The sequence below is a fragment of the Pseudomonas sp. SDO55104_S430 genome, from assembly GCF_054070595.1.
This window is the reverse complement of record NZ_JBSVXG010000190.1, coordinates 1-11,290: the sequence shown is the minus strand read 5'-3', so window position 1 is coordinate 11,290 and position 11,290 is coordinate 1. Positions and strand designations below refer to the sequence as shown.

Below are 11,290 nucleotides of genomic sequence, written 5' to 3'. Positions count from 1 at the left end.
TGCGATGGTGATTTCACCTCCGTCTTCGCGGGCAAGCCTCGCTCCTACAGGTCATGCGCTCAGCCTAGCGGCACCAGCCGTTCCAGCGCTTCGGCCACCCCGCGACCGTAGGCGGGATCGGCCTTGGTGCAGTTGTCGATATGCCGCTGGCGAATCAGGTGCGGCACGCCGTTCATGGCCCGTGCGGTGTTTTCGAACAGCAGGCGCTGACGCTCGGGATCGAGCAGGCGGAACAGATTGCCCGGTTGTTCGAAGTGATCCTCTTCCAGGCGATGGTCATAGTTCTGCGCGAAACCTTCCAGCGGCAGTGGCGGCTCGGACAACTCCTTGGAGTCTTCCCATTCGCCGACGCTGTTGGGGAAATAACTGGCGGTGCCACCCAGGTTGCCATCAGTACGCATGGCGCCGTCGCGGTGGTAACTGTGATGCGGGCAGCGCGGGGCGTTGACCGGAATGTGATTGAAATTCACCCCCAGCCGATAACGCTGGGCATCGCCATAGGAGAACAGCCGCGCCTGAAGCATGCGGTCCGGCGAGAAGCTGACGCCGGGCACCACGTTGGCCGGCGAGAACGCTGCCTGTTCGATTTCGGCGAAGTGGTTTTCGGCGTTGCGATTGAGCTCCATGATCCCGACCTCGATCAGTGGATACTCGCCATGGGGCCAGACCTTGGTCAGATCGAACGGGTTGTGCCGATGGTTGTTGGCCTGCTCCTGAGTCATCACCTGGATGCACAGTTTCCAGCGCGGGAAACTGCCTTGCTCGATGGTCTCGTACAGATCCCGCAGATTGCTTTCGCGGTCCTTGCCGACCACCTCGGCCGCCTCGGCATCCGACAGGTTCTCGATGCCCTGCTGACAGACGAAATGGAACTTGACCCAGACCCGCTCATTGTCACGATTGATCAGGCTGAAGGTGTGGCTGCCAAAGCCGTGCATGTGGCGGAAGCTGGTGGGAATGCCGCGATCACTCATGACAATCGTGACCTGGTGCAGCGCCTCGGGCAGCAGGGTCCAGAAATCCCAGTTGCTGGTGGCGTTGCGCAAACCGGTGCGCGGATCGCGCTTGACTACATGGTTGAGGTCGGAAAAACGCAGCGGGTCGCGGAAGAAGAACACCGGGGTGTTGTTGCCGACGATGTCCCAGTTGCCTTCGTCGGTGTAGAACTTCACCGCGAAGCCACGGATGTCACGCTCGGCATCGGCGGCGCCCCGCTCACCGGCCACGGACGAGAAGCGCACGAACAGCGGCGTCTCCTTGCCCACCGAGCTGAAGATGTCGGCTTTTGTGTAACGAGTAATGTCATTGGTCACGGTGAAGGTGCCATAGGCTCCCGACCCCTTGGCGTGCATGCGTCGTTCGGGAATCAGTTCACGGTCGAAGTGGGCGAGTTTTTCCAGCAGCCAGACATCTTGCAACAGCGCAGGACCACGGGGGCCGGCGGTCTGGATATTGAGGTTGTCGGCTACCGGGGCGCCGGTGGCGTTGGTCAGCTTTTTCATGAATGGACTCTCAATTGACTGCCGCTCATCAGGAGCGAAAACCGGCGCGAATCTTCGCCCGCGTCGGGCCAGACACTGAGCGTAGAACCTTTCGGCAATCTTGCCGCCTCAACGACCGCTCCCTTGATCCGAATCAATCGCCCCACGACGCATCCGGGCGGCAAGCCGTGCCACCCTCTCCCCCAAATGCGCGGCAGTGCAACGATCTTCCGCTGGCGGCGCCTGCTCGGGGGACTGCTCGACATTGGACTGAGCCATCGCGCCCAGCGAGCTGCCGAGGCGATTGAGTTGCCCATCGAACACCCCGATGCCCGATCGCGCAGGCAATAGATCCAGGCCGACCCAGATCATCGAGTGCTGGGCCGCGAACACTGCCAACTGCAGCAAGGTGTTGAGTTTGTCGCCGCACAAACAGCCGGAATTGGTGAACCCGGCAGCCAGCTTGTCGCGCCAGGGTTGCGCCAGATAGAAGGCCGCAGTAGCTTCCATGAAACCCTTGAACGCCGCCGAGGCGCTGCCCATGTAGGTCGGTGCGCCGAAGATGATCGCATCGGCACGGTGCAGGAGGTCCCAGTGGTCGCTCACATCGTCGACAGAGACAAGCCGGCACTGGCTGCCCGGGTGCCGTTCCACCCCCTGGGCCACCGCCTCGGCCATGACCCGGGTATGCCCGTAGCCACTGTGATAGACCACCACCACGTTGATCATTACGGCGTCCTTCCGATGAATGAAATCCCAATACCGGGCCAGTGTTGAACCGGAACGAAAGTACGACGAGTTAAACGTTGTTAATTTTCCTGGGCCGCCCAGAGCCTCGACATCCGCGTAACCCAGGCGACACCCAATGAATACGGAGCCTTCACCACTCCCGGACAACCGCCAGTCGAAGTGAACACCGCGCAGTCATGCCCGCCACGCATTGCACTGCCGCAAAAACCTGAGAACATGCCTGAAAGCCGCGTAACAGACGGCTGTAACAGGAGCGACCCGTTGACCCTTTCCCTCGAACAGGCCGTGCATTTCGGCCCCTACAGGATCTACCCCGCGCAACGCCTGGTGATGGAGGCCGACCAGCCCCTGCGCCTGGGGCGGCGAGCAATGGACATCCTGTTGATCCTGCTGGAACACGCCGGGAACGTGGTCAGCAAGCAGCAACTGATGGCCGAAGTCTGGCCTGACACAGTTGTCGAAGAGATCAACCTGCGGGTGCACATGGCAGCGCTGCGCAAGGCCCTCGGCGACGGTCAGGCCGGCCAGCGCTACATCGTTACCGTGGCCCAGCGTGGCTACAGCTTCGTCGCCCCGTTCTTTCTCGATCAAGCCCAGCCGCGCCCGTCAGGCGAGCCGCTTGCATCCCGCAGGCACAACCTGCCCCTGCGCAGCACCCGTCTGATCGGTCGCCAGGCGCTGGTCGACAGCCTGGTGGAGCAACTGCCGCGCCAGCGCTTCATTACGCTGATCGGCCCCGGCGGCATCGGCAAGACCACCGTTGCCCTGAGCGCCGCCGAACAACTGATCGGCCGCTACCGTGACGGCATCCGCCTGCTGGACCTGGCACCGATCACCGACCCGCTGATGATCACCGGCCATCTGGCCGCGCTGCTGGAACTGTCCCTGCACGACGCCGAACCGCTGACCAGCCTCGCTCTGTTCCTGCGCGAGCGGCAGATGCTGCTGGTCATCGATAACTGCGAGCACCTGCTCGACGACGTGGCCCTGCTCTGCGAAAGCCTGCTGCGTGGCGCACCGCAAGTGCACATCCTGGCCACCAGCCGCGAGAGCCTGCGGGCCGAAGGCGAATTCGTGCAGCGCCTGGAATCCCTCGACTGCCCGCCACCCATCGCCGTCCTGGACCGTGCCCAGGCCCTGAGTTTTTCCGCGTTGCAGCTGTTCATCGAACGGGCCATGGCCAGCCATGACAGCTTCGAATTCAGCGATGCCCAGTTGCCTCTGGTGATCGACATCTGCCGACGCCTCGACGGCATTCCACTGGCTCTGGAACTGGCCGCCGCGCAAGTCGCCAGCCTGGGTCTCGATGGTTTGCTGGGGCAACTGCACGACAGCTTCCGCCTGCTTCCCCACTGCAGCCAGACCACTCCCGGCCGTCACCAGACCCTGCGCGCCACACTGGACTGGAGCTTCCAGCTGCTCAGCCCCTGCGAACAGACTTGCCTGCGCCGACTGGGCATCTTCCGTGGCGGCTTCACCCTGGCCTCGGCGGCGGCAGTGATCGTCGGCGAACACATCGAACCTCGCGAGGTATTTGGCTCGATCACGCAACTGGTGGCCAAGTCCCTGCTGAGCGTGGACGTCGGCGACGAGGAGGTGTTCTACCGGTTGCTCGACACCACCCGCCGCTACGCCCTGGAAAAACTCGAACAGGCCGCCGAACTGCCCGCCACCCGCGAGCGCCATACCGAGCGCTGCCTGGCGCTGATGCAACAGGCGCAAAAGGAATGGGAACGCACGCCGACCAGTCTTTGGATCGAACGCTATGCCCGGGGCCTGGAAGACATTCGCGCGGCGCTCGACTGGGGCCTGAATGCCCAGGGCCCGCAGGCGCTGGCGATCCGCCTGACCGCGGCGTCCACGCCGCTCTGGCAGGAGTTGTCGCTGCTCAAGGAACACGGCGGTCATGTGCGCAAGGCGCTCGCCTTGCTGGAGGCCGCGCCCGAACCTTGCCCGCGCTTGCAAATGGCCCTGAAGCTGGCCCTGGGCAGCGCCTGCTATCACGTCCAGGGTGGCACCGCGGAAACCATCGGCGCCTTCGTCACCGCCCGCACCCTCGCCAGACAATGCGATGACGTGGTCGGAGAATTGCGCGCCGTCTCCGGGCACATGGCGGTCAACCTCAGCTGCGGCCAGTACCAGATGGCGCTGGAGCAGACCCAGCAGTTCGATCGCCTGGGCCTGCATGGCGATCCGCTGCTGTCGCTCAGTACCCATCGCCTGCGGGTGCTGGCGCTGCATTTTGCCGGCGACCAGTCACGGGCGCGGCTCAATGCCGAAGAAGTCATCCAGCGCATGGCCCACAGCGGCCATCTCAACCGCTTCACCCACGGCTTCGGCGTGCAGTACGACCAGAGCGTGGCGTCCCTGACCATCCTGGCGCGGATTCTCTGGCTGCAAGGTCAGCCGGAACGGGCCTGGCGCACGGCCCGGCAGGCGCTGGACATCGCCCTGCAAATCAATCATGGCACGTCAATCTGCTACACCCTGGCGCTTGCGGGCTGCCTGATCGCCCATTACAACGGCGACACACAGACCGCCCGCGACCTGCTGCGTATGCTGCTGGAACAGGCGCAAAAACATTCGGTGATGCTGTTCTACACCTGGGCGCAGCACTATGCGCAGGTCATCGATGCTGACGTCGGGCAGGTCGCGCCAGGTCCGGGCGTCGGCTTGATCAAGGAAATCATGGTCACGCTGGACGGCGGCTTCGTCGACGAGCAACTGCTCAAGCGCGCCGACAGCGGCGCGGCGGGCTGGAGCACCGCGGAGATTCTGCGAGCCAGGGCCGACTCTCTACTGGCCGACGACTGCCCGATCAAGGATTGCACCGCCGAAACCGTACTGCTCAAGGCGCTCAACGTGGCCCGGTCTCAAGGTGCATTGGCGTGGGAGTTGCGCAGTGCCACGTCGCTGGCGCGGCTGTGGCAGCGCCAGCGGCGTTACCGTCAGGCCCATGACCTGCTGGCGCCGATCTACCGGCGCTTCACCGAAGGCCATCACACCCCCGACCTGCTCGCCGTGGGCGGCTTACTCGGCCAGTTGCAGAATCACCTGCGGCTCTGACGGCCGCAGCCCCTGCCCGATGAAGCCGGCGTAGCGAATCTGGAAGCGGCGCAGGTCGCCACTGTGCTCGAGTTTTTCCAGAGCATAACGACGGGTGGTGTTGAGGAAACGGTAGCGGTTCACGCCTTGAATCTGCTCAAGCGACAACAGCGATTTGAGGGCCAGGCTGTCCAGCACCTTGGTCAGACTGGCGGGCACCAGGGTGTCGCAGCTGACCACGCCCAACGCCGCGTCCAGGGTGAACGCGGATTTGAACACCGCCAGGCGCTGCAACACGGTCTGCTCAACCGGGCTCAGACGCTCGTAGCTCCAGTCCAGTGCAGCCATGAGGGTCTGATGCCGAGGGACCGCCGTGCGCCGGCCCTGGGTCAGCAGTTGAAAGCAGTTATCCAGCTGCGCCTGTACGCCCACCAACGCCAGCGCGTCGATCTGCGCGGCCGCCAGTTCGATGGCCAGAGGCAGTCCATCGAGACGCCGGCAAATGTCGCGTACCACCCGCAAGTCCTGCTCGCGCAGGACAAACCCCTGCTGACGCGCGCGGGCGCGGCAGACGAACAGATGCACCGCCGAGTAGCCCATGACTTCCTCGACACTGCGCAACGCCGAGGCCGGCGGCACCACCAACGGCGGCAATGGCAAAAGGGTTTCGCCGTCGGCAAGCAACGGCTCGCGGCTGGTCACCAGAATCGACAGGCGCGGCGCCGAGGCCAGCAGCGTTTCGACCAGCGACCGGCAGCGTTCCAGCAGGTGTTCGCCGTTATCGAGGATCAACAGCGCGTGCCGTTGTTCGAGCGCCTCAAGGGTGAGATCCAGCGTTTGTGCGATGTGATCGACCAATTGCTGCGGGTCATCGATCAACGCCAGATCCACCCGCCACACGCCGTCGTGAAAATGCTGCAACAGCAACTCGCCGACCCGCAGTGCGACCGTGGTCTTGCCGATGCCACAGGGGCCGACCAGGGTCATCAGCCGTCGCGTCGGCAGCAATCGCATCAGACTGCCCACCACCGCATCACGGCCGATGATCGAGGTCAGTCGCGCCGGCAGGTTGTGCTGGGGTTTATGCAGGTGTTCGAGGGGGATCGGGGTGATTTGCGCGGCTTGTTGCACCGGTGCAACGAAGCTGTAACCGCGCTGGGGAATGTTGACGATGTAGCAGTGACCGTCCTGCCCGTCGCGAAAGGCCCGACGCAGCGCCGCGATGTGCACCCGCAGGTTGATTTCCTCGACCACCGAGCGCGGCCACACCTGGGCGATGATCTGCTCTTTGCTGATCACGGAGCCGGCGTGTTCGACCAGCACCTGGAGGATATCCAGGGCGCGTCCGCCCAGGCGCATCGGCTCGTCGCCGTCCAGCACCAGTCGCTGCTGCATGTGGAAGGCGTAGGGGCCGAAGCGCAGTACCGTGTCGCTGTGGGCATTTCCAAGGCTATTCATCTGACGTCATCCACCAGGAGCCGGCCCGGCACGCGAGTCCATCCAGGCTCCGTACCTTCCTTGTAATGAGTTCAGGGTTATATTGGCAGGCTCTGATGACGGTACAACCGCCAAGGGGGGAGTGTCACGGCCATTGCGATGCGCGCAACGGACACCCCGGCATTAATTGAACTGTTCGCGGTACTGGGTCGGCGTCAGGCCGAGCTTTTCGCCGAACAGAAAGCGCATGTGGCGCACGCTACCGAAGCCGCTTTTGAAGGCCACGGTCTTGAGCGGCAGATCGCTGGTTTCCAGCAGAGCTCGCGCGCAGTCGATGCGGGCGCTTTGCAGAAACTCCATGGGCGTCATGCCTACTTCACGGGCAAAGACCCTGGCGAAATGCCGGGCACTCATGTTCGCAAGCCCCGCCATGCGTTCGATGCTGAAGCTTTCGTCCAGGTGCTCCAGCACATGGTTCTGCACCCGTGTGATCGCGGTTTCCTGGGGCGCCACGGTGGCCATCAACGGGCTGAACTGCGCCTGGCCACCCTGGCGCTTCATGACCACCAGCAACACCTTGGCCACGTCCTGGGCGACTTTCTTGCCGTGGTCTTCGGCGACCACCGACAGCGCCAGGTCGATACCGGCGGTCACTCCGCCGGAAGTGATCAGGTTGCGGTCCTGCACATAAATCAGGTCGGTCTCGACGGTGGTGTTCGGGAACGCCTTGATCAGGCGCTCGATGTAGTGCCAGTGGGTCGTCACGCGGTAGCCGTCGATCAGCCCGGCGTGGCCCAGGACAAAGGCGCCGGTGCAGATCGAGCCGTAGGCTTTGGAGCGGCTGGCGTTGTGCCTGAGCCAGTCGAGCAGCGGCGGATGCCGTTCGTTGTAGGCACCGGGACCGCCGGGGACCAGCAGCAGGTCGTAGCCGTCGCAGGCCTGATCGATGTGCAGATCGGCGTGCACGTTGACGCCATTGGATGCGCGCAGCGGACCGGGCTCGGTGCCCAGGGTGGTCAGCACGTAGTGGTCGTCGGGCTTGAGGTACCGATTGGCAATGGAAAACACCTCCATGGGCCCGGCCATGTCGAGCAGGAGGAAATCGGGGAACAGCACCATGGCCACGGTTTTCATGGGTTGGATATCACTTGTCTCGAAAGGCTGACTCTGCCCCTGTAGGAGCGAGCTTGCTCGCGATGAATGCCCGGACGACGCGGGCATTCAGCAAGCCAGCGTCATCGTTGACGACCATCGCGAGCATGCTCGCTCCTACAGGGTCCGTGTAATGCCTCGCATTATGGCGCACCGTGGATTGAGCGTCGCCTTCTCTTTACTGTCAACCTGAACGAGACAGTATTTCAATTTCCATCTACTTATTGCACCAACCAGTAACCATTAACCTTCTCCTCACTCGGACGAATCAACGTCCCCACAGGAGAATTCATCATGCTGACCCTACGCAAAGCTTCTGATCGCGGCATGGCCAATCATGGCTGGTTGAAGTCGTTCCACACCTTCTCCTTCGCCAATTACCGCAATCCGAAAGAACAGGGTTTTTCCGATCTGCTGGTGATCAACGATGACCGAGTGGCCGCGGGCAAAGGTTTCGGCCAGCACCCGCACCGCGACATGGAAATCTTTTCCTACGTGCTCGATGGCGCCCTGGAACACAAGGACACCCTGGGCACCGGTTCCGTAATCCGCCCCGGCGATGTGCAGTTGATGAGTGCCGGCAGCGGCGTGGCCCACAGTGAGTTCAACCACTCGGACAAACGCCCGGTGCACTTCCTGCAGATCTGGATCGTGCCCGAGGTCAGCGGCGCCAAACCGCGCTATCAGCAGGAGCACTTCAGCCCGCAGAAAAAACGCGGTCGCCTGCAACTGATCATCTCCCCCGACGGCGCCAACGGTTCGCTGAAGGTGCGCCAGGATGCACGGGTCTACGCGGGCCTCATCGACGGTCAGGAAAGCGCCACTCTGGAATTGGCTGCCAATCGCTACGCCTATGTACACGTGGCGCGGGGCAGCGTCGAACTCAACGGCCTGAGCCTGAAGGAAGGCGACGGCGTGCGGGTTCGTGAGGAGCAGCTGCTGACCTTGAGCAACGGTGTGGATGCGGAAGTGCTGGTGTTCGATCTGCGGCCGCAGGAATTGCCGGAAATGCCATGACGGATTGGCTCGCTCTCACAATGTTCTCCTGCAGACACAGATTCTGTGTACGACAGAGACCCTTGTGGGAGCGGGCTTGCCCGCGAAGAGGCCGGCACATCCAGCATTGAATTCGACAGACCCACCGCCATCGCGGGCAAGCCCGCTCCCACAGGGGGGGCTCTGTCACATCACTAAACGGGCTCGGCAAAAGCCTCGACAATCTCCTCAATCACCGCCCGCACCCGCGCGGTGTGCCGCAAATCGGCATGGGTCACCAGCCATACGTCATAAGGCAACGGCCGCGTCCGTTCCGGCCACAGCCTGACCAATCCGGCCCTCTCCCCCACAGACACCGGAATCTCCCCGATCCCGATCCCCGCCGCAATGGAGCGACGCACCAGCAGGCTGGAACTCAGGCTCGAAACAATCCGCCCACGGCCCATTGGCTCACCGACCAGGGTCATGTCCCTGCCGCTCTGCAAATACGGCTGATACGCCACCAGATCATGCCCTTCAAAGGCCGTTCCCGGCTCCGGAACCCCGTGAGCATCCACATAAGCTTGCGAAGCGAACAACCCCAACGGCCAACGGGCGATGCGCCGGGCGATCAGATCCGGGTTATCCGGCCGGGTGTTGCGCACGGCAATATCGGCCTCGCGCTTGGCCAGGCTCAAGATCTGCGTCGAGGCGTCCAGTTGCACCCGCACGTCGGGATGTTTTTGATGCAGACGGGCAACGGCCGGGATCAGGAAATCGATGGCCAGGGAATCAGTGGTGGTGACACGCACGGTGCCGGTCAGACGATCATCAAGGCCCTGAATCCGCCGCTCCAGCTCCAGTGCCGAATGCTCCATTTTCTCCACGGCGCGCATCGCCGCTTCGCCCACGGCCGTTAGCGCGTAACCTTCGGAGGTGCGCAGAAACAGCGTTGCGCTCAGGGACTTTTCCAGCGCAGTGATCCGCCGCCCGACGGTGGCCTGATCTACCCCCAGCACCCGCGCGGCGCCGCGCAACGTCGATTCGCGACAGACCGCGAGAAACACCCGAGCATCATCCCAGTTCATGCTTTCCTCCAAGGCGATGCATTTGTGCATCAGTACAAAGTGTAATCGCAGCATTAATGCATCGTCGATTCCCGATATGCTGGGCGCCATTGAAACCTGACAGGGATACCCTTCATGGCCAGCACTTCCGACCAACCCCGCCATGCGATCTGGCTGCCGATCCTCGCCGGCCTCTCCGCCAGCCTGGTCAGTATCGGCCTGGCGCGATTTGCCTACACGCCGCTGATTCCTTCGCTGATCCAGGCCCACTGGTTTTCCGCCAGCGATGTGGTGTACCTCGGTGCCGCCAACCTGGTGGGTTACCTGATCGGCGCACTGATCGGTCATCCCCTCGCTCGCCGCACGTCGAACAAAACCGCCCTGCGCATGATGATGCTGGCGGTGACCCTGGCGTTTTTCGCCTGTGCCTTCCCGCTGTCGGTGAGCTGGTTCTTCGGCTGGCGCCTGCTGTCCGGGATCGCCGGCGGCGCGATCATGGTGCTGGTGGCGGCGACAGTGCTGCCCCATGTGCCGGCCGCGCGCCGGGGCCTGGCCAGTGGCGCGATCTTTCTCGGCATCGGCTTGGGCATCGCAGGCTCCGGAACCCTCGTGCCGCCGTTGCTGAGCCTGGGCTTGCAGCAAACCTGGCTGGGTCTGGGCGCGCTGGCGCTGGTGCTGACGGCTGTCAGCTGGTTTGGCTGGCCCTCCTCCGCGTCCCATCCAATTGCTGCATCAGTCACGACCCAACCGAAACCGATGAATCCGGGCGTGTATCTGCTGTTCGCCCAATACGCGCTGATGGCGGCCGGGCTGGTGCCGGCGATGGTGTTCCTGGTGGATTACGTGGCCCGCGGCCTCGGTGCCGGGCAACAGGTCGGCGCGATGGTCTGGGTGATGTACGGTCTTGGCGCGATCGTGGGACCGGTGAGCTACGGTTTTCTGGCCGATCGCTTGGGCGGCCGATTGAGCATTCGTGTGGTGCTGGTGGTGCAAGCTATCGCGGTCGGCCTGCTGTCGGTTTCCAGCACGTTTGCAGCACTGGCATTGCTGGCGGTGATCATCGGCTCCTTTCCGCCAGGCATCGTGCCGCTGGCGCTGGCCCGCGTGCATGAACTGATTCCCGAGCATCACCAGCAACAGATCGCCTGGAGCCGCGCCACCGTGTCCTTCGCCACGTTCCAGGCCCTGAGCGGGTTCGCCTATTCGGCACTGTTCAATGCCAGTGGCGGGCAGCACGCGCTGATGTTCGCGATTGCGGCGGCGGCGATTGTGCTGGCGCTGGTGCTGGAGGGTGTGGCGCGATTCGCAAGAACGACACAAATCAAATGTGGGAGCGGGCTTGCTCGCGAAAGCGGAGTGCCAGTCTCCGTAGATGGTGGCTGA

Annotated in this window: 8 protein-coding genes; 3 read left to right on the top strand and 5 right to left on the bottom strand. The window is 63.3% G+C overall.

Annotated features, from left to right (window positions below; translation table 11 throughout):
* Positions 1-59: 59 nt before the first annotated feature.
* Both ACW9JE_RS24030 and ACW9JE_RS24025 read right to left on the bottom strand, forming a co-directional pair.
* On the bottom strand, positions 60-1,502 hold the full coding sequence (locus tag ACW9JE_RS24030; RefSeq protein WP_457434158.1) for a catalase: 1,443 nt from the start codon (positions 1,500-1,502) through the stop codon (positions 60-62).
* A 108-nt stretch (positions 1,503-1,610) separates the two neighbouring features.
* The gene (locus ACW9JE_RS24025) at positions 1,611-2,210 is read right to left on the bottom strand and encodes a flavodoxin family protein (protein ID WP_457434157.1); all 600 of its coding nucleotides are present in this window, start codon (positions 2,208-2,210) and stop codon (positions 1,611-1,613) included.
* Positions 2,211-2,492: 282 nt separating this feature from the next.
* Between ACW9JE_RS24025 and ACW9JE_RS24020 the strand changes: the two genes are divergently transcribed.
* The gene (locus tag ACW9JE_RS24020; RefSeq protein WP_457434156.1) at positions 2,493-5,297 is read left to right on the top strand and encodes an ATP-binding protein; all 2,805 of its coding nucleotides are present in this window, start codon (positions 2,493-2,495) and stop codon (positions 5,295-5,297) included.
* Here the strand turns inward: ACW9JE_RS24020 and ACW9JE_RS24015 are convergent.
* Both ACW9JE_RS24015 and ACW9JE_RS24010 read right to left on the bottom strand, forming a co-directional pair.
* The gene (locus tag ACW9JE_RS24015; protein WP_457434155.1) at positions 5,262-6,734 is read right to left on the bottom strand and encodes an ATP-binding protein; all 1,473 of its coding nucleotides are present in this window, start codon (positions 6,732-6,734) and stop codon (positions 5,262-5,264) included. The genes ACW9JE_RS24020 and ACW9JE_RS24015 overlap by 36 nt on opposite strands.
* A 162-nt stretch (positions 6,735-6,896) precedes the next feature.
* A complete protein-coding gene (locus tag ACW9JE_RS24010; protein ID WP_224540112.1) occupies positions 6,897-7,847 on the bottom strand; it encodes a GlxA family transcriptional regulator in 951 nt (316 codons plus the stop codon).
* 312 nt (positions 7,848-8,159) lie between these two features.
* Here ACW9JE_RS24010 and ACW9JE_RS24005 point away from each other — a divergent pair, with 312 nt between their 5' ends.
* Positions 8,160-8,882: a pirin family protein gene (locus ACW9JE_RS24005; RefSeq protein WP_224540111.1), complete on the top strand. Its 723-nt coding sequence runs from the start codon at positions 8,160-8,162 to the stop codon at positions 8,880-8,882.
* A 173-nt stretch (positions 8,883-9,055) separates the two neighbouring features.
* Here ACW9JE_RS24005 and ACW9JE_RS24000 read toward each other — a convergent pair whose 3' ends face one another.
* On the bottom strand, positions 9,056-9,928 hold the full coding sequence (locus tag ACW9JE_RS24000; protein WP_457434154.1) for a LysR family transcriptional regulator: 873 nt from the start codon (positions 9,926-9,928) through the stop codon (positions 9,056-9,058).
* A gap of 114 nt (positions 9,929-10,042) precedes the next feature.
* Between ACW9JE_RS24000 and ACW9JE_RS23995 the strand changes: the two genes are divergently transcribed.
* Positions 10,043-11,290, top strand: coding sequence for a YbfB/YjiJ family MFS transporter (locus ACW9JE_RS23995; protein WP_224540105.1), 1,248 nt, complete (start codon positions 10,043-10,045; stop codon positions 11,288-11,290).

What these genes read in the sequence shown, in the direction of transcription:
- ACW9JE_RS24030 (WP_457434158.1), bottom strand. Translation starts at nt 1,502, where the DNA reads ATGAAAAAGCTGACCAACGCCACCGGCGCCCCGGTAGCCGACAACCTC.
- ACW9JE_RS24025 (WP_457434157.1), bottom strand. Translation starts at nt 2,210, where the DNA reads ATGATCAACGTGGTGGTGGTCTATCACAGTGGCTACGGGCATACCCGG.
- ACW9JE_RS24015 (WP_457434155.1), bottom strand. Translation starts at nt 6,734, where the DNA reads ATGAATAGCCTTGGAAATGCCCACAGCGACACGGTACTGCGCTTCGGC.
- ACW9JE_RS24010 (WP_224540112.1), bottom strand. Translation starts at nt 7,847, where the DNA reads ATGAAAACCGTGGCCATGGTGCTGTTCCCCGATTTCCTCCTGCTCGAC.
- ACW9JE_RS24005 (WP_224540111.1), top strand. Translation starts at nt 8,160, where the DNA reads ATGCTGACCCTACGCAAAGCTTCTGATCGCGGCATGGCCAATCATGGC.
- ACW9JE_RS24000 (WP_457434154.1), bottom strand. Translation starts at nt 9,928, where the DNA reads ATGAACTGGGATGATGCTCGGGTGTTTCTCGCGGTCTGTCGCGAATCG.
- ACW9JE_RS23995 (WP_224540105.1), top strand. Translation starts at nt 10,043, where the DNA reads ATGGCCAGCACTTCCGACCAACCCCGCCATGCGATCTGGCTGCCGATC.